Origin of the sequence: Nonomuraea sp. NPDC049714, from assembly GCF_044465295.1 — a bacterium.
Taxonomy (GTDB): domain Bacteria; phylum Actinomycetota; class Actinomycetes; order Streptosporangiales; family Streptosporangiaceae; genus Nonomuraea.
This window is the reverse complement of record NZ_JBITLM010000014.1, coordinates 154,912-173,227: the sequence shown is the minus strand read 5'-3', so window position 1 is coordinate 173,227 and position 18,316 is coordinate 154,912. Positions and strand designations below refer to the sequence as shown.

At 67.5% G+C, this 18,316-nt stretch carries 15 protein-coding genes and 1 pseudogene; 10 read left to right on the top strand and 6 right to left on the bottom strand.

Translation table 11 applies throughout. The annotated features are described in order from the left end of the window. Positions 1-82: 82 nt before the first annotated feature. Positions 83-565, bottom strand: a complete 483-nt coding sequence (locus tag ACIBQX_RS41095) for a very short patch repair endonuclease (RefSeq protein ID WP_397014421.1) — start codon at positions 563-565, stop codon at positions 83-85. 450 nt (positions 566-1,015) lie between these two features. Between ACIBQX_RS41095 and ACIBQX_RS41090 the strand changes: the two genes are divergently transcribed. Together ACIBQX_RS41090 and ACIBQX_RS41085 are read left to right on the top strand one after the other, a co-directional pair. Beyond that, entirely contained in the window at positions 1,016-2,191 is a 1,176-nt protein-coding gene (locus ACIBQX_RS41090) for a DNA cytosine methyltransferase (protein ID WP_397014419.1), read from the top strand. Between the two features lie 197 nt (positions 2,192-2,388). Then, positions 2,389-2,796 carry a hypothetical protein gene (locus ACIBQX_RS41085; RefSeq protein ID WP_397014417.1) on the top strand — a complete coding sequence of 136 codons (408 nt, stop codon included), beginning with the start codon at positions 2,389-2,391 and terminating at the stop codon, positions 2,794-2,796. A gap of 974 nt (positions 2,797-3,770) precedes the next feature. On the opposite strand, the pseudogene ACIBQX_RS41080 reads toward ACIBQX_RS41085, so the two are convergent. Continuing rightward, a pseudogene (locus ACIBQX_RS41080) lies at positions 3,771-4,072 on the bottom strand (IS30 family transposase); the annotation flags it as partial. A 39-nt stretch (positions 4,073-4,111) separates the two neighbouring features. Continuing rightward, positions 4,112-4,525 (bottom strand): hypothetical protein, encoded by a 414-nt coding sequence (locus ACIBQX_RS41075; RefSeq protein WP_397014415.1) that lies wholly within the window; start codon positions 4,523-4,525, stop codon positions 4,112-4,114. Positions 4,526-4,816: 291 nt separating this feature from the next. Here ACIBQX_RS41075 and ACIBQX_RS41070 point away from each other — a divergent pair, with 291 nt between their 5' ends. Together ACIBQX_RS41070 and ACIBQX_RS41065 are read left to right on the top strand one after the other, a co-directional pair. Continuing rightward, positions 4,817-5,083 carry a hypothetical protein gene (locus tag ACIBQX_RS41070; protein ID WP_397014413.1) on the top strand — a complete coding sequence of 89 codons (267 nt, stop codon included), beginning with the start codon at positions 4,817-4,819 and terminating at the stop codon, positions 5,081-5,083. A 176-nt stretch (positions 5,084-5,259) separates the two neighbouring features. Then, a complete protein-coding gene (locus ACIBQX_RS41065; protein ID WP_397014411.1) occupies positions 5,260-5,739 on the top strand; it encodes a hypothetical protein in 480 nt (159 codons plus the stop codon). 84 nt (positions 5,740-5,823) lie between these two features. Here ACIBQX_RS41065 and lgt read toward each other — a convergent pair whose 3' ends face one another. Next, the gene (gene lgt / locus ACIBQX_RS41060) at positions 5,824-6,642 is read right to left on the bottom strand and encodes a prolipoprotein diacylglyceryl transferase (RefSeq protein WP_397014409.1); all 819 of its coding nucleotides are present in this window, start codon (positions 6,640-6,642) and stop codon (positions 5,824-5,826) included. Between the two features lie 112 nt (positions 6,643-6,754). Between lgt and ACIBQX_RS41055 the strand changes: the two genes are divergently transcribed. The 3 genes from ACIBQX_RS41055 (at position 6,755) to ACIBQX_RS41045 (ending at position 10,191) form a co-directional block, all read left to right on the top strand. Then, entirely contained in the window at positions 6,755-7,894 is a 1,140-nt protein-coding gene (locus ACIBQX_RS41055) for a sensor histidine kinase (protein ID WP_397014407.1), read from the top strand. A 10-nt stretch (positions 7,895-7,904) separates the two neighbouring features. Further along, on the top strand, positions 7,905-8,564 hold the full coding sequence (locus tag ACIBQX_RS41050) for a response regulator (protein WP_397014405.1): 660 nt from the start codon (positions 7,905-7,907) through the stop codon (positions 8,562-8,564). Between the two features lie 124 nt (positions 8,565-8,688). Further along, positions 8,689-10,191, top strand: a complete 1,503-nt coding sequence (locus tag ACIBQX_RS41045; RefSeq protein WP_397014403.1) for a nitrilase-related carbon-nitrogen hydrolase — start codon at positions 8,689-8,691, stop codon at positions 10,189-10,191. Here the strand turns inward: ACIBQX_RS41045 and ACIBQX_RS41040 are convergent. After that, positions 10,172-11,746 carry an FAD-dependent monooxygenase gene (locus tag ACIBQX_RS41040; RefSeq protein ID WP_397014401.1) on the bottom strand — a complete coding sequence of 525 codons (1,575 nt, stop codon included), beginning with the start codon at positions 11,744-11,746 and terminating at the stop codon, positions 10,172-10,174. The two genes, ACIBQX_RS41045 and ACIBQX_RS41040, sit on opposite strands and share 20 nt — an antisense overlap. 275 nt (positions 11,747-12,021) lie before the next feature. Between ACIBQX_RS41040 and ACIBQX_RS41035 the strand changes: the two genes are divergently transcribed. From ACIBQX_RS41035 to ACIBQX_RS41025, 3 genes are all read left to right on the top strand, one after another. Then, positions 12,022-12,546: a hypothetical protein gene (locus tag ACIBQX_RS41035; protein ID WP_397014399.1), complete on the top strand. Its 525-nt coding sequence runs from the start codon at positions 12,022-12,024 to the stop codon at positions 12,544-12,546. Positions 12,547-13,016: 470 nt separating this feature from the next. After that, the gene (locus ACIBQX_RS41030; RefSeq protein WP_397014397.1) at positions 13,017-15,752 is read left to right on the top strand and encodes a hypothetical protein; all 2,736 of its coding nucleotides are present in this window, start codon (positions 13,017-13,019) and stop codon (positions 15,750-15,752) included. Positions 15,753-15,820: 68 nt separating this feature from the next. Further along, positions 15,821-17,389 (top strand): DUF5722 domain-containing protein, encoded by a 1,569-nt coding sequence (locus tag ACIBQX_RS41025; RefSeq protein WP_397014395.1) that lies wholly within the window; start codon positions 15,821-15,823, stop codon positions 17,387-17,389. A gap of 60 nt (positions 17,390-17,449) precedes the next feature. On the opposite strand, the gene ACIBQX_RS41020 is transcribed toward ACIBQX_RS41025, so the two are convergent. Next, positions 17,450-18,304: an alpha/beta fold hydrolase gene (locus ACIBQX_RS41020; RefSeq protein ID WP_397014393.1), complete on the bottom strand. Its 855-nt coding sequence runs from the start codon at positions 18,302-18,304 to the stop codon at positions 17,450-17,452. Positions 18,305-18,316 lie beyond the last annotated feature (12 nt).

Here is an 18,316-nt window from a genome sequence, read left to right as displayed (position 1 = left end):
TGCCGTGATGCTCGATGGCCGCTGCAAACGTGGATCAGCATGGTGCTGCCAGCTGCATCGTGACCTGGGGCTTAAAGTAAGCCTACTGAAGCTCTCCTACCGTGACACTTCGAGCATCGAGCGTGTCCGTGGCGCGGGAAGCACGCGCGGCGCGGACTACCTCCTCGACGCGATGCGCCGCCTCCACGGGGTCCTCATGCTCCCAGACCCGGATGACCGTCCAGCCTGCCTCTCCAAGCGCATGGTCGGTCTCCGCGTCTCGCTCACGATTTCGCCGGACCTTCTCCGCCCAGTACGCAGCGTTGGTCTTGGCCACACTGTGATGCTCGGGACAACCGTGCCAAAAGCAACCGTCGAGGAAGACCGCGACCCGAACGCGAGAAAAAACCAGGTCAGCTGTCCGGCGAACCCCGGCCAGGGGACGGACAGCAACCCTGTAACGCAGCCCTAGAGCATGAGCCGCCCGCCGCAGGGCCAGCTCGGGTTTGGTGTCACGGCCCTTGTTGGACCGCATGCTCGCCCGCACGGCCTCGCTCGAAGCCCACGAGTCTGCCTTCGAACCCATGATGTCCAATCTATCCGAAGGACCCTTTGGCAGACTGACGACGGCGTAAGCCCTGGGGGGATGGCTTCCCACCCGAGAGAACCGATGAGCCAAGATTCAGACCTCACCACTTGTTCCTGCGGTTGGCTACAGCGAGGACCGAGATGAGTCCAGGGACGTGCATCCTCAGCGCGGCGGACATCCGACTCCCTTCGCACAGGCAGGCTTCGACATGTGATCTCCACCAGACTAAATCCGAACACACGTGCCATAATCAGAGTCGGCCATCCGATCCCGCCACGGAGGAACCTGAGCCAGTGCCGTCCAGAGACGATCCTTATGTTCTCTGACGATCATGTTCCCGTCACAAGTAGCCCGTCACCGTGGCTACTGCCATCATGGTGAGGCTTCGGAGGCTTGCGGGTGTACACAGTCTCCGCGGCCCTGCGCATCCCATAACCAGGAGATCACGTGCCCGACGTCGAGATAGTGGACTTGTTCGCCGGCCCCGGCGGACTCGACGTAGCAGCGACATGGCTGGGTCTACCCGTGGTCGGCATCGAATGGGATGCAAACGCGTGTGCCACCCGATATGCAGCCGGTCTGCACACTAAGCAGGGCGATGTACGCAACTTTGGGCCCGAGAAGTTCCCGACGGCCAATGTCCTCGCGGCCGGACCGCCCTGCCAGACCTATACCGTGGCCGGGACCGGTACGGGACGTCGTGCCCTCGAGGACGTACTCGGCTTCGCCAAGCGCATGGCCGCCCGCGACAAAAGCGTGGCCAGGGACCTGTCGACTTTGCCGGACGAGCGAACGGCCTTGGTTCTCGAACCTCTGCGGTGGGCTCTTCAGGCTAAAGACGCTGGTCGTCCCTACGGTGCGATCGTCTTGGAGCAGGTGCCAGCCGTCTTGCCCGTCTGGGCGGCGATGCACGAAATCCTCGAGGCCGAGGGCTACTCCGTGGCTCACGGCGTTCTACGCACTGAGCAATACGGAGTGCCGCAGACTCGCCGACGCGCGATCCTGATCGCCCGCCGGTCGCACGAAGCCGCGCTTCGTAGAGAAGGCAGCGTGGCCCTGCCCAGACCCGAATACCGGCAGTACCGCAGAGGGGTTTCTCGTCGTCTGGGAGACGCCAGTCTCCTGCCGTGGGTGACGATGCATGACGCGCTCGATCGGACCACTCGGTTCGTCGTCGTCTCCAATTACGGAACCGGAGGAGACCCTAAGGCACGGGGCCGACGGACGTCCGACGAGCCCTCTGCCACTGTCACCGGAAAGATCTCTCGCAACCGGGTGGTCACCTCCAGAGGTGATGAACTCCCCCGTTTCACTCCTCCTGAGATGGGCCAGCTCCAAACCTTCCCTGTCGACTACCCGTGGAGTGGCGGCGCCATCGCCCAGCAAATCGGCAACGCCATTCCACCGCTGCTAGCCGCTCATGTTCTTGTTGCGGCACTCGAGATGGACACCGAACTTCTCGCCAACTTGAGAGTCCCTTACCTGCCGCGATGGGCCGAGACCACCATCCCAAAACCTCGGGCTCTCACCAAAGCTGCGGTTGATTCGATCGAATACACGTTTGGCCAGCCCCACGACGTCGAGGAGCGGTCAAAGGCGATGGATCCGGCACCAGCCATGTGAAACGCGACGTCGCGTTGCAGACACTGTCGCATTGTGCAGCCCAGTTGCCGCGAATGGTACAGCCGCCGCTTTCCCTCCGGCACGGGACACGCACGAGATGATCTTAGGGACGATGCGGGCTAGGCGTAGCGTCTGTACGTCAGCAGGTAACCCAGCTGGACAGCAACCGTTCTCCTACAGTGAGTGTCACTTCGTTGTTGAAGTCGGGCATCGTGCGCATCAGTGGGCTACTCGAGCGTCTCGTCAGGCAAACCGGTCTCCTTGTCGAGCTCGACGAGGCCGTTCTGGCCGTCGACGCTGACACGGGCGAGTTGGGCGGGTGCTTGATCTCAGCGACCTCAGCAAGATCAAGACTGAACCGCGCCGGGATCGGTGGAGACTCTGGTGTGGTGCCGGGCAGCTGCGGCACTGGTCGCTCAGATAGCCAGGGCAGCCATGACCAGCACCAGATGCCCCAGGAGAGCCTCATAGATGCGGACCTGAAATTCGTCCAGGCCGAACAGCTTTCGCCTGCCTCAAAACTTTCCTTCACCGACCGTTTCGGCTTTGCAGCGGCGATCAGACGGGGCAGCGTGACCGGTTGGCCGTCGGGGGCGAAGCATTAGTGAAAGGCCAGTTCGCTGGTTGGTGTGGTGCTTACGGACCAGAAGGAACTGGGCAGGGCTGGCGGTGGCGATCCAGGTCCAGGTGTAGGTGCGTTCGCCCTTGGAGCCGTCACCGGCTGAGCGGGTGGTCCAGGTTCGTTTGGGCCTCAGGGACTTGGCCATGGCCTGTTCGCAGGTAGGGCAGCTGCCGTCGCCGAGGGTGAGGGCAAAGGTGGCGCGGATGCGCAGGACGTAGGCCTGACCTTGTTTTTCCAGAAGGCGCGCAGTTTGGTTCAGGTGCCGTAGACCTCGTCACCGGCCACGAGGTCCAGGCGCATGTTGTCAGCGTAGGCCTCGCGCAGCAGGTCGATGGCCAGTTCGCCCTTGGTGGCGAAGGTCAGATGCAGCGGAAGACCGGTGGTGATGGCAGTGGCGAGGTCGCTGATCTGCTCGGCGGGGATCCATTACCGCGCGCCGATCAGAGCGTGCCCGGCTCCGGCGCGGACGTAGACCATGTGGACGGTGTTGATGCCGCCGACGCTTGACGCCCGTCGTGGCGACGCCGTTTCTCCTGGCCGGACTCGTCCAGCACGCTGAGGGCCAAGTTACCCGGCCGGGCGGCCGCATCAAGCCGGGTGACGGCGACCCGGCGGATGGTGCTCATCGCGTCCCCGGTGTTCCAGCGGGCACGGTTCAGCAGGCGCTGAGTGGCGTCCGGGCGACGGTCGCCGATCCCTTCGGCGATGGTCCAGCCGTTGCCCTGGGCAACTCGGATATGACAGCTCGGACGTACTTGGTGGCCTGCAGCCGCGGGTCAATTCTGCTGGAGACCGGTGCCAGCGCGGTCATGAGGTCATCGAGGTTCTGTGAACATGCCGGGTCTCTACATTGAGGGCGGCAGCCGCTCTGGTGACGGCGACGGCTGAAAACTGACCCTCTATGGACGCTCGGGTTCTAGGGCGGATTCGAGTGATCATCGCAACGGTGACGGACAGTCATAGTGCCAGACATTCGTGAAAGATGTCAGCGGGTGTGCGCCAGCCGAGCGTCTTCCTGGGACGGTTGTTGAGGCGTTCCTCGATGGCGCGTAGATCTGCTTCGGTGTGAGCGGACAGTCGGTGCGCTTGGGGAAGTACTGGCGGAGCAGCCCGTTGGTGTTTTCGTTGGTGCCGCGCTGCCACGGGCTGCCTGGATGGGCGAAGAAGACGCCTTCACTGAGGTAGGGGGCGATCTGGTCGTGGCAAGCCATCTCCGCGCCCTGATCCCAGGTCAGCGTCAGTCGCGCGGCCGACGGCAGACCGTGACATGGTCGGCCAGGCCGGGTGCCGCACCCGGCTCAGCTGCAGTTGCCCCAGCGCTTCCAGCTGGATTTGCCTTCGACGGCATTGCGGCCGTCATCCTGAATCCTCCCCATGTATTTGACACACCGGCCCTTGCCGTAGGTCTTCACCGGGCCCAAGTAGTGTTTCACGCTCCGGCCCTCGTTCTCCCCGCTCGCGCGTGGGTGGGCCCCTCGCGTCTGGGTCGTGATCGTGGCCATGGTGAAGGTGGGGATGCCGACATTCGAGGTCTTGAACGTGGTGACGCAGTTGTAGCCGGTCCTGCGGTTGTACAGCAGGTAGACGTAGCCGAGGACGCGTTTGGAGGGGGTCTTCACGGCCTGCTTGCTGTGGGCGACCCGGGCGAAGCCGGGACCGCACACCCGCTCCGGGGTGATGGCGGAGGCGGCAGCGGACGCGGGAGTGACCATGAGCCCTCCGATCGACAGTGCCGCGACAAGGAGGATCGTCGTCGTTGACTTGCGCACTCAGCCAGCCCTTCTCAACCGTCTCCCGCCATCCGGGGGACCAACGGTTGATCATATTGCCGGATGATTCCGCATCGAATGACTCGAATGGTCGAATCAGTACTCCCGCAGTTGCTGCTTGACCGACCCAGCCGTCCCCGTGCGTGCACGTCATGCGTGGTCGCGGTTTCCTCCTGGCACCGTGGGCAGAGCCGGGATTGATCCAGTCACCCGGCAAACAGCGGAGGGTCCGACATGAACCATGGGGTGGAGAGTCAGACGGTGCGGCTGCTCGCGACGCGCCTGCCGAGCTGGACGGTCTGGTACGGCCATCACACCGGCCACTTCTGGGCCCTGCTCAAGCGAAGGCCGGGCGTACACGAGCTCCACGTCGAGGCCGGGACGGCGGCCGAGCTGGAGAGCCGGGCTTCGGAGGCCGAGCGGCGGCTGCTGGGGGCGACCGATGCCCCACCGTCGCTCAGGGATGTCGCCCCGCTCGAGGGCGTTCTGGCCGACTCCTGACCAGGGAGTTTCCGCCAATTCGGCGGGCCGGGGCCAGGTGATGGCGACACCCGCCAGGATGCTCCAGCCCCAGCTGTCACAGAAAAGATCTCCGGGCCGCGAACCATCCTCTCTCTGGAGGTATCAAACCCAGATGTACGCAAGGTACAGAAACGCCTCCAGAAAGGGCATCCACGATGCGATCGAAGCTCGCCACCCTGCTACTCACCACGCTGGCCGCCGGCAGTTGCGTTCTCGCCGCGTCCGCACCGGCTTCAGCGTCCTCGGATGCGCAGGTCGGCAAGCGTAAATGGATCAGCTCCGAGAGTGGCTGGCAGCGGGCGGGCGTCTTCGTCGAGCCCGGAGACCTTGTACGGGTGCAGCAGGTCGGGGGCAGCTGGACGGTCGACCACCGCAAATTCGACTACGTGTCCGCGCGCGGGTACACCTGGCGCGCCGACCGCCACATCGCCCAGGGCTGCAAGATCCTCGACAGCCGCACGTACGGCACGCTGGTCGGGAAGGTCAACGGGCACGTCTTCAAGGTCGGCACTGGGCTCGTCTTCCGGGCGCAAGAGGAAGGCTTCCTCGAGCTGCGCATCAACGACGCCGACCGTTGCCTCGGCGACAACGATGGTGCCATTCGCGTGAAGATCTCCATCCTCGATGAGGGCTGACGAGCGTCTGACAAATGATCGATCATCACGCTTGACGGGTCACGGGGGATGTGACCGACACGGCGTGCGCACGGATCGAGCAGGTCATGACCTGGGATCCGTGGGTGCAGCTGGGGTGTACCGGGGCCGGGTAGCGATCAGGTAGACGACCGCGCCCGCGAAGACGAGCATGGCCGTCCAGTCGTTCAGGCGCAGGCCGAGGACGTAGGGGGCGGGGTCGATGCGGAGCCACTCGATCCAGACGCGGCCGGTGGCATAGGCCGCGGCGTATACGGCGAACGTCCGGCCACGGTCGAGCCGGAACCGCTTCTCGGCCCAGAGGACGAACCCGGCCACCCCCAGGTTCCACACCGACTCGTACAGGAACGTCGGATGGTAGGTGGCCGTCGACTCCAGGCCGGGCGGCCGGTGGGCCGGGTCGATCTCCAGCGCCCAGGGCAGGGTGGTCGGCCTGCCGTACAGCTCCTGGTTGAACCAGTTGCCCCAGCGGGCGATCGCCTGCCCGAACGCGATCCCGGGCGCGACCGCGTCGGCGAACTCGCGCAGGCCGATGCCCCGCCGGCGGCAGGCCAGCCACGCGCCCACCGCGCCGCCCGCGACCGCGCCGAAGATGCTGATCCCGCCTTCCCAGATCGCGAAGGCGCGCAGTGGCTCCCTGCCGGGGCCGAAGTACTGCTGCCAGTCGGTGGCCACGTGGTAGAGCCGGGCGCCGACCAGGCCGAACGGCACGGCCCAGGTCGCGATGTCGCCCACGGTGCCAGGCTCGCCGCCGCGGGCGACCCAGCGGCGCCGGGTCACCCAGACGCCGACGAGGACGGCGAGCACCATCAGCAGGGCGTAGGCGCGGATCGGGATCGGGCCGAGGTGCCAGACGGCCTGGGACGGGCTGGGGATGGCGGTCACGCCGTCGAGTCTGGTTCCGGTACGGCTCCGCCCGCATCGAGCGGAACACCGATCATGCGATCAGTCGACTGGTTGATGCCGATCCGACGGAAGGCTGATTATCGTCAGCGGTGTGGAGTCCTGGGAGCGGTCGCGGCGCCGGTGGCAGCACGCCTTCTTCGCCGCGTGGCTGGTGCTGACCTCGGCCGGCGCCCTGATGGAGACGGGACGGGTTCTCCCGGTGGTGCTGGTGGCCGGGCTGGCCGCCTGGTACGCGGTGTGGTTCGTGCTGCGTACGCCGCCCTTGAGTGACGTGCCCCTGCCGTACGTGCTCGGCGGCGGACTGCTCTGGCTGGGGCTGTTCGCCATCGACTCCTCCTTCCTGGTGGTCGGACTGAGCGTGCTGGTGCCGTACTGCATGGACGCCGTGCGGGTCGGCCTGGTCGCGGTGGTGTCGTGCGCCGGGGGCTGGCTGTGGCACCGGTTCCACGCGAACGGGACGATCACCTGGACCGAGATCGCCATCAGCGCGCTGATCGCGATCAGCGCGGCCACCGCGGTCGGCTACTTCAACGCGGTGGCCCGGCAGAGCGACGAGCGCAAGCGGCTCATCGATCAGCTGCAGGCCGCGCAGGAGGCGCGGGCGGCGGCCGAACGGCGGGCGGGCGTGGCGGCCGAGCGGCAGCGGCTGGCCCGCGACATCCACGACAGTCTCACCCAGGGGTTCGCCAGCGTGGTGATGCTGCTGGAGGCGGCGCAGGAGACTCTGCCGGACGACAGGCACCTGACCCAGGCGCTGCGGGCGGCCCGCGAGAACCTGGCCGAGAGCCGCCGCGTGGTGCGGGCGCTGCGCCCCGGCGAACTCGACGAGTGCGGCCTGCCGAAGGCCCTGCAGCGGTCGTCCGGCCGGCTGTCCGACGAGACCGGCATCGAGGCGCACACCGTGATCACCGGCACGCTCCGGCCGCTCGACGCCCAGGTCCAGGCGGAGCTGCTGCGTGTCGCGCAGGAGGCAGTGGCCAACGTACGCCGCCATGCCCGCGCCGAGCGGGTCACGCTGACCCTGTCGTACATGGAGGACCTGATCGTGCTGGACGTCCACGACGACGGCGACGGGTTCGAACCCGGGCGGGCCGCCTCCGGCCACGGCCTGGCGATCATGCGGGAGCGGATGGAGCAGCTCGGCGGCACCTTGCTCGTGGAGAGCGCGCCTGGCGCGGGCACCACGGTCGTGGCCAGCCTCCCGGCGGTGGCGCTGAGTGGGGTGCGATGAGTGGGGTGCGATGAGCGAGCGCGCTGAGCGGGGGGTGATGAGCGTCCGGGTCCTGATCGCCGACGATCATCCGGTGGTCCGCGACGGCATCCGGGCGATGCTCGGCACTCAGGACGATCTCAAGGTGGTCGGCGAGGCGGTCTCCGGCACGGACGCGGTACGGCTGGCGCGCGACCTGCGACCCGACGTCACCTTGATGGACCTGCAGATGCCCGAGATGGACGGCGCCACGGCGATCTGCCGGATCCGCGACCACGACCCCGGCGCCAAGGTGATCGTCCTGACCACGTACGACACCGACAGCGACATCTCGCGTGCCATCGACGCGGGAGCCATCGGCTACCTGCTCAAGGACACCCGCCGGGAGCAGCTGTTCGACGCGATCCGGGCGGCGGCGAGAGGGGAGAGCGCGCTGTCGCCGGCGATCGCGACCCGGGTGTTGTCGTGGGCGCGTGCCGACGCGCGCGACGCCCTCAGCGGGCGGGAGATCGAGGTGCTCGGCGTGGTCGCCCAGGGGATGAGCAACAAGGCCATCGCCGCTCACCTGTGCATCAGCGAGGCCACGGTCAAGACCCACCTTCTGCACATCTTCGCCAAACTCGGCGTCGACGACCGCACCGCCGCCGTGACGGTCGCCGCGTCCCGCGGCATCCTCCGCCTCGGCGGGTAGGACAACCTCGGCGGGTAGTACCAAGGGTTGGGCAACGGGTGGGCAACGGGTGGGGCAACCACTACCGCCCACTCGGGTGCGCACGTGATCGTCCAGGACAGCCCCGGTTTCTTACCTTCGCCCTATGAAGAACACATGGGTACTGCTCGGTCTAGGCACCGTGGTGTCGCTGGCCGGTCTGCATGGGCGATGGGAAGTGCTCGGGGCGGTGTGGTTGTACCCGCTCCTGTTTCTCCGCTTCACACGGACGACGAGTGTGCTCCTGGGCACGGTGGGCGTGACAGGTGCCACCATGGCCGGCTCGGTGTACTGGCTCTACGAGAGCGGCCTGCCCGTCCTCGGCCCGATGCTGCCGGTGGTGCTGGTGCTGAGCCTTCCGTTGGCGCTGCCGTACCTGATCGACAGGCTGTTGCCGTCGAAGACGGCGCTGGTCTTCCCGCTGAGCGTGGTCACGGTGGAGTATCTGGTGGGCGCGTTCAGCCCGGTGGGCAACGTCATGACCTCGCTGGCCGCCACCCAGCACGACAACCTCCCGCTGCTGCAGCTCGCGTCGGTGACGGGCAGTTACGGCATCAGCTTCCTGATCGCGTGGTTCGCGGCGGTCGGCAACGACGTGTGGGAGCACGGGATCGGCCGGGCGAGGGCGTTCGCGGTGGTCGCGGCGTTGGTGGTGATCGGTGGGAGCATGCGGCTGGGGCTGTTCCCCCCGGACGCGAACACTGTGCGGGTGGCCGGGGTGAGCCCGGCCAGGAGCGTCACGGAGGCCTCGACGTGGGCGCTGAGCGCGTTCCAGTCGCCTGAGCAGCTCGGGAAGGGCGATCATGCGACGGTCAGCAGGGCGTTCGCGCCGGTCAACGACTCCCTGCTGGAGGTGACCGAGCGTGAGGCGAAGGCGGGCGCGAAGCTGGTGGTCTGGCCGGAGGCCGGAGCCGCGGTGCAGGAGGCGGACCGGCAGGCGCTCGTCGAGCGGATCGGCGAGGTGGCCACCCGTACGGGCGCGTACGTCGAGGCGGGGATGGTCGTCTTCCTGAAGCAGGCGCCGTGGATGCGCAACGAGGCGGTCATGGTCGATCCGCGGGGCAAAGTGGTGTGGACCTATCAGAAGGCGCATCCCGTGCCCGGTATGGACCCCTTCCCCGCCGGTGACGGGGTGGTGCCGACGGTGGACTCGCCGTTCGGGCGGCTGGCCAACGTGATCTGCTTCGACGCCGACTTCCCCACCCTCCTACGTCAGCCTGACGCCGTGGACGTGATGCTGGTGCCGGCCAACGACTGGTACGGCTTCGGCGCCGCGCACACGGAGAAGGCCGTGATGCGCGCGGTGGAGAACGGTTATGGGCTGGTCCGGCAGGACAGCAACGGCCTGTCCGCCGCCTTCGACCACCAAGGCAGGGTGCTGGCCTCCGCGGACTACTTCACGACGGACCAGCAGGTGATGGTCGCCTACGTGCCGACCGAGGGCACGAGCACGATCTACGGCACAGTGGGCGACGCGTTCGCCTGGCTGAGCATGGCGGGGCTCGTGGCGCTCGTCTTCGTCGGTCGCAGGCGCTCGGCCGTTCCACGAGCCCTGGGGAGTCAGCGGGCTCCCACTCGGCAAGAACCGATCAGGATGGCCGATCGTTGACGTGCCCTGTCGTTTCCAGGGGCGCGCCGAACCAGCATGAAAGTGCTGCTCGCAGGGTGCGCTCGGCGGGTTCGTCGAGGGTCGCGGCCCAGGCGATGTGGGCGTCCGGGCGGATCAGGAGGGCGTCGGCCGGTCGATCATCGGTTTTGGCGGTGTGGACGTCGACGCGATGCCGCCAGCCCTGGGCGATCTCGCGGAGGTCGGGGCGGTCGGCGAGGTCGAGGAGGATGGGCCGTGCGGTGTGCGTGAGTTCCGCGACGCTGGTCGTGCCCTGGTCGGTGTGCAGGGTGAGGTCCGGGGCGAAGGCGCCGGCCAACGGGTGGTGGTGGGAGCCGGGCATCGGGTAGCGGATGTCGGCGCCGGAGATGAGGGCTCCGATGCGGCGCAATGGCTGCTCGTCGGCGAACAGCTCCAGGAAGACCTCCCTGAGCGCTTCGGCGGCTGGGTCGTCGCCGCGCCGCAGTGCCACCTGAGCCTGGGTGTGGAGCATGGTGCGGGCGCCGGCGAGGTGGCGTTCGTGGTGGTAGGTGTCCAGCAGGCCGTCCGGTGCCCAGCCGTGGATGTCGGCGGCCAGCTTCCAGGCGAGGTTGACCGAGTCGAGCATGCCGGCGTTGAGACCCACGCCCGTGGAGGGGAACTGATGAGCCGCGTCGCCGGCCAGCAGAATCCGCCCGTCACGGTACTTTTCGGCCTGCCGAGCCTGGAACTGGTAGCGCGACAGCCGGCGCGGTTCTCCCAGGGGGAAACGAGCACCGAGCACGCGGCGGATGCTGTCCTGGAGCTCGGTCAGGGTCATCGGCGCGTCATCGTCGACTGCGGTGGATTCGTCTTCGGCGGACTCGTCTTCGGTGGTGGAGACCATCAGGATCTCCGGGGTGAGCCACCCGAGCCCGAAGACGCCGCGGTCCGTCCGGGTGAAGGCACCCGCGCGCATTCTGCCCAGGCCGGGGACGTCGAGGTCGCCGTCGTCCAGCCGGGTCACCGAATCGGGCACGGTGACCTGGCCCAGCCGGTTGACCTCCGGGTACGTCGTGCCGGGGAACGGGATGCCGGCCCGGTCGCGCACCTTGCTGCGCCCGCCGTCGCAGCCCACCAGGTATCGGGCGGTCAGCTGGTACGGCCCGTCCGGGCCACGCACGTCCGCGGTCACCGTGGCGTCGTCCTGGCTGACCTCGACCATCTCGTGGCCACGGCGTACGTCGGCGCCGAGTTCGCGGGCGTGCTCGTCGAGCAGGCGTTCGAGGTGCGGTTGCGGGAGCGTCAGCCCCCGCAGTGGGGGCTCCGGCAGGGGCGAGAAGTCCACATGCACACCGCCGAACGGGTATCGGGGAGCCGGGTGGCTGGGGGCGGTGCAGGCTGCTTCGAACCGGTCCAGCAGGCCTCGGTAGCGCAGTAGTTCCAGGATCTGCCCGCCGAGACCGTTGGCCTTCGGGGTCTCTCGGAGCTGCGGCTGCCGCTCCAGCACCAGCGGTCGCACTCCGGCCAGGCGCAGTTCGCTCGCCAGCATCAGACCGGTCGGGCCGGCGCCCACGATGATCACATCGGCGTCCGTCACCGGGCACTCTCCGGACGGTTCTTGGTCATCTCTACTCCCATTTCCGCAGGTTCTGGCCACGGCCGACGATTCTGCGGCACGACCCGGGTCTTGCCGCAAGCCCCCTGCCGCGCTATACGTTGAGAGTGGAAAGGAGTAGGCGCTCCATTTCCTTCATCGTCCGCTCTGGACGGGCGACCTTCGTCGCCCGGTTCGCCCGAGACCTGAGCGCGTGTCACGCGCACGATCGGACGTCGCAGTAGCCTCACGAGGGTGCGAGTCGAAACCCCCAAGGTATGAGCCCGCCAGGTGTCCGTGACGCGCTGCGACGTCGCCTGCGGTCGCTGGCCGTCCTGGAAGTGGCCAACATCCCCCTGCAGGCGTTCGCCTGGTTCGGCGCGATCGGATTTCCCGCCACCGGGGCCAACCTCACCGGCTTCGCGCTGTTCGTGATCATCCTGATCCAGGGCGCGGCCTACTGGGCGGCCAAACTGGACCAGTTGCGCAACCGACACCCCCGTCCCCGCGGCCTGGCCGCCTTCGCGGTGGCACGCACGGTGAATCCCGTCCTGCTCGCCGCCGGACTGCTGGTGACGGGTGCGGCGGCGCTCGCCGATCCGGGGGCCGGCTCGTGGCCGGGGCTTGGGTTCGCCGTCTTCGCGGTGCTGGAGCACGTCAACTACTTCCACGTCCAGCTCATGCACGACACCGCCGCCGACCTTCGGCGTCTTCGTACGGTGGGGTTGCGTCGTTCTCAGCTCGCCCGCGACCTGGCGCGCGTCAAAGGCATCCCACGGCCCGGGGTCTTCCTCAAGGAGTAGAGGGGCCTGGTCTCTCGTAGATCGCGCTGCCCGAGCCAGGTCGTCCGCAGTGCAGTGAATCCTCCGCATCCGTCACCCGGCATACGCGTCAGCATGCCGCCGCGCGGTCACGGAATGCGCTGAACGGCACGGTCAAGCCAGAGATTGAAGGCCTCGCGCCCTTGTCACTGGTGGGCGGTCGGAGGCTTGGCAGGAATTCTGCGGAGAATGGCTGTTGTGATGCTTTTTTTGATTGCTCAGCCTGGCATGCTGTAGCTGCACGTATCTAGTTCAACTTTGAAAAGAGCGTGTGGCTCGACGGTTTCGCCGGCCGATTCTTATCACCCGCATTTTGATACGGGTGGACGAATGCTGTGAGTTCCACAATAGCGGTATGCCATGTCAGTCATACCCTAGCCAAAGCCCCGGACGTCCATGTCCGGATACCCTCGACCGGAATGGTAATAGAAATGGATCGATGGATACGTTGCATGGTCGGCGTAATAACGATTTTGTTGATGACTTTCGTTGCTCAGGGGACGTCGACCGCCGGTGCGGTGGTGGCGGCCGGTGGTTCGACGGCGAACGCCGCTGCCTCCTCCTCGAAGCCAGGCCTTTACCTGTGCGGGGAACCGCAGTCCGATGACATCACCTACCAGGTCCTGTCGTCCGGCAGGGGGGTGAAACCCGTGGGGTTGCAACAGTCTTGGATCAACCAGACGGGGGCGGAGCAGATCCAGACTTATTCAGTGCTCGAGGAGCACACGATGTCCGTGGAGACGAGTGTGAGCGGCACGCTCGAGATCACGAAGGTGGTAGGAGCGTCCATATCGGCGGGGGTGATCAGGACGGTGGCCACCAAGACCGCCACTACCGTCGGGGCAACTTTGAAAATTGCGCCGCACACGACCGGATATGTGCAGCCGTATGCGGCGTTCACCCGGGTCGCCTACAAGGTCACCGAGCGTGTCCACCGGTTCAAGTCACTGGGCCTGTGGTGGTGTCTCGACCCGATCAACGGAGAGAATTGGGTCAGCATTCGGTCGGCGACAATTCCTACGAGCTCGATCATTTGCGCCTGGTGGAGCCCGCAGACCCAGTGCAGTGCGGCCAATTTCCCCACTGGTGGCGGTGGCACCAGCCAGCCACCAGGTAGCGGCACGCCTGGTCCCGCGCCTGGCCCGCAGCCGGTGACCGATGTGCGCGGCCTGGCCGATGGCACGCTGCTGCAGACCACCGACACCGGGCGGATCTACAAGATGGTCGGCGGCGCCCCGGTGTGGCAGGCCACGTGCAACGACGGCATCTGCTCGGCAACGCCGCGCCCGACCACGCAGGCGGTGATCAACGCGGGGCCCGCCATCCCCCGCAACGCCTCCACGGCGATCGACCAGCGCGGCCGGATCTATGTCTTCGTCGGCGGCGCCCCCATCTGGCAGGACTCCTGCGCGGCACCGGTGTCCTGCGGCACCCCGGTGAAGATCTCCGACTGGTCCATCGACGCCCGGGACCACATGAATCAAGCGCCGGCCGACGGCACTTTGGTGCAGGCCAAGGAGGGCACCACCGACCTGCCGGTGGCCATGACACTGGGCGGCAGCCTGGTGCCGTTCAACAACCCCCAGGAAGTCATCGACGTCGGCCAAGGTGCCGATTGGGCCTCCAGGGTCGTGGCGATATCCGGCGGCAGCTATAACCGCATCGGCTTCATCCCGAGTGACGGCACTCTGATCCAGGGCACCGGTGGCGGCATTTCCACCCCGGTGGCCGCGATCGTGGGCGGGGCACGGATCAACTACGCCTCTCCCCAGGAGCTCGTCGACGCCGGGTTCGGCACCGACTGGGCCTCAAAGGTGCGCGCGGTCCCGACCCGACACTTCAACCTCATGCCCACCGTCCCTTCTGACGGCACCCTGATCCAGGGGTCCGTGGGGTCCACCCCAGTGGCCGCCATCATGGGTACGGCCAGGGTGAACTTCGGCAGCCCGCAAGAGGTCATCGACGCCGGGTTCGGCACCGACTGGGCCTCCAAGGTCAGAGCCATTCCTGAGCGGGCCTTCAGCGCCTTGCCGACACAGATCATGGACGGCACCCGGATCAAGAACGGGGCCTCGACCTCGCAGGCCGTGGTCGTCGGCGGGGCGAAGATGCCCTTCGCCAGCATCGAGGAGCTCAACGGCTCCGGCTACGGTGACCGGCCCGTATGGACCGTCCCTTCCCGCACCTGGGACGCCCTTCCGGAGAAGATCGCGGACGGGACGCGGATCAAGAACGCTGGTTCGGCGGCACAGGCGGCCATCATCGGCGGGGCGAAGGTGCCCTTCGCCAGCATCGAGGAGCTCAACGCTGCCGGCTACGGCGACGACCCGTTGTACGTCGTGCCCGCTCGCGTCTGGAACGAGCTGCCCAACGACATCGGGGACGGCACCCGTATCGGCAAGGCCGGCAACACCGCGCAGGGGGCGGTCGTCGGTGGAGCGAAGGTGCCTTTCAGCACCATGGAGGAGCTCGAAAGCGCCGGTTATGTCGACAAACCACTGCACATCCTGCCACCTCGCGTCTGGGACGCCCTGCCGGAGCAGATCGGGGATGGGACGCGGGTCGTCAAGGCGGGTTCGACTTCGGAGGCCGCCATCGTGGGTGGTGCGAAGGTTGAGTTCCACACGATGGATGAGCTCGTCGCTTCCGGTTACAAGGACAAGCTGCGGCAGGTGGTCCCGGTTCGGGTCTGGGATGGGTTGACCAGGCAGATCGGGGATGGGACGCGGATCGTCAAGGCGGGTTCGACCTCGGAGGCCGCCATCGTGGGTGGTGCCAAGGTTGAGTTCCACACGATGGACGAGCTTGTCGCCTCCGGTTACAAGGACAAGCTGCGGCAGGTGGTCCCGGTTCGGGTTTGGGATGGGTTGGCCAGGCAGATCGGGGATGGGACGCGGATCGTCAAGGCGGGTTCGACTTCGGAGGGCGCCATCGTGGGTGGTGCCAAGGTTGAGTTCCACACGATGGACGAGCTCATCGCCTCCGGTTACAAGGACAAGCTGCGGCAGGTGATCCCCGTCCGCGTCTGGGACGGGCTGACCGAACAGATTGCCGACGGCACCTACGTCAAATCCCCCGATTCGGCATCGGTCTGGCTGATCAACGGCGGACGGAGGACGGCGGCGCAGCAGTCCAGCAACGTGCAGGTGATCCCCACCCGCGTCCTGGACGCCATCCCGTCGAGCTGACGATCTCGGTGGAGATCCGCGCCCGATCGAGCGACGCGGATCTCCACCCTTTTCATGAGAGGACCCTTATGCGGGCCTATCGATGGTGGTTGTGCATCGGCGCCCTTCTCCTGACAGCACTGGTGCCCAACGCCGCGCAGGCGAGCGGCAGCACGCTCCCGTACCCGGTACGAGACGCGTACCGGATCAAATCCATCCAGCCCGATTTCTGGCCCGACAAGGCGGAAATAGCCGGGAACAACACCGGCGGCGTGGCGATCAACCTGGTGTGGGCCCACTGGGAACCGCAGATCAAACAGGCGCCCTGCGCCGCGAGCGAGCAGGAGTACGACGGCCGCTGCTTTGCTGTGCCGGCTGCCGTGGACGCCGAGATCCGCGACTGGAGCGAGCGCGGGCTCGTCGTCACCGGCATCGTGTACGGCACGCCGGCCTGGGCGCGCGCCGGCAAGGCGTGCTCGCCTGCCGCTCCCGGGTTCGAGATCTTCTGCACCCCTGCCGACGCGGCGGACTACGGCCGCTTCGCCGGCATGCTCGCCGAACGATACGACGGGTTGCACGACCATGGCCGGGTGGCCGACTTCGTCATCGGCAACGAGGTCAACAGCAACGTCTGGTTCGACATCGGCTGCGGCCAGGGCACCGCATGCGACAGGGAGCAGTGGCTGGCGGAGATCTCGGCGACCTACAACGCCGCCTACGACCGAATCGTCGCCGCACAACCCCACGCGCACGCGCTGATCTCGCTGGACCACCAGTTCGGCCCCGAGCTGGAGCGACCCGCCGCGGCGGACGCCACCCTCGCCGGGCAGACGGTCCTGCGCGGGCTGGCTGAGCGGGCCGGCGTCAGACAGTGGCGGGTGGCCTTCCACCCGTATGCGCGTGACCTGCGCAGCGACGCCTTCTCCACCGACGACTACCCCTATGTCACCTACGGCAACCTAGGCACGCTGGTGGGCTGGCTGCGCGCCACCTTCCCCGGCCAGACTGCCGCGTGGTCGCAGGTGCAGCTCACCGAAAGCGGCGTCAACTCCCTGAGCCCGTCCTCGCCGCAGCGTCAGGCCGCCGCGATCTGCGACTCCTTCCGTAACGTTCTCGCCACCCCCGGCATCGTCAACTATGTCTACCATCGCATGAGCGATCACCCCGACGAGGTCGCCGGCGGGCTCGCCCTCGGCCTGCGCAACCCCGACGGCACGGCCAAGCCCGCCTGGGCGACCTGGGCGCTGGCCAACCGCAACGACCTGACCCCGCGCCGGCTCTCATGCGGTTTCGAAAGCCTGCCGTACACCAAGCTCACCCGGGCGAACCATCCCACCCGAGGTCACTGGGCCTCCTCTCGCCTCCTGCCACCCGGTTTCACCGCCGAAGGCAGTTGGCGGCTGCACCGTGACCAGGTCACCGGCACCGTCCCGCTGTACGAATGCCAGGTCGGCGGCCACAATCTGCTCAGCCGCGAGCCCGGCTGCGAGGGCCAGCGCCCGCTCGGTCCGGTCGGCCACATCCATACCGAGCAGGTGCCCGGGTCCATCGCCCTCTACCGGTGCCAGATTCCACGCAACGGCGACCACTTCATCTCTGCCAGCCCCGGATGCGAAGGCCAGCGGACGGAGGGACGTCTGGGATTCGCCCTTCAATGAGGATCGGCCACAACCGGGCGGCATCGGCGTAGACGCTCTCCGGCAAGGAGAGCCTGCGCTTCAGCCAGGTGTGGTCGGCAAGTGGCCCAGCAGAGCGGGCAGCAGGGCGGGGTCCTCGTGCGGTGCCAAATGCCCCAGTCCAGGCGCGGTGACCACCTCACACCCCAGCAGCGCGCGAGCCGCGCCGGTGATCCGGCCGGGTGGATAGAACCGGTCCTCGGCTCCGGTGGCAACGACCGCAGGCGTGCCGGCCCAGCGGCGTACGACAGGGGCGGGCAGCGGTGGCGGGGCCAGGCTGGTGCGGCTGTGGCGGGCGACCAGGGTCATCCACTCGGCCAGCCAGTTCGCCGCCCGGTGCGCCGTACCGCTCATGTATCGCAGCAGGGCCTGACTGCGCCCGACGGCGGGCGCCACCAGCCAGGGCAGGGTGGCCCCGAGCAGTTCAGGGGTCAGCCGCGCCCGGCTCAGCCCGGCAGGGGAGAGCAGCACCAGCCCCGAGATGCGCGGCCCGGGTGGCGCCGCCAGTGCCACGGCCGCGCCCAGCGAGTGCCCCACCAGGACGACCGACCCAGGGCTCACCTGGTCGACGATCTCCCCGGCCCAGCCCCCGTAGGCGGTCAGGCGTTCTCGCCGGGGTCGCGCAGGGGCGCTCAAGCCGGGCTGGCCCGGCAGGTCAGCCATGATCACCTGGTGGGAGGGAAGCAGCGCATCAGCCACCTCCAGCAGCGTCGCGGCACAGAAGTTCGTGCCCGGTAACAGCAGGACTCCCGGCCCCCGCCCGGCGATGACCACCGTCGTGGGCCCCAGGCCGGTCCCCAGCGTGTGCACCTGATGGGGAGCCGACCAGGCGTCCAGCCGCTCCTGGCACCAGCGGCGGACCTGCCGCTCACCGGCGGCAGACGTGTAGATGGTCACAAGGAAGGCCTT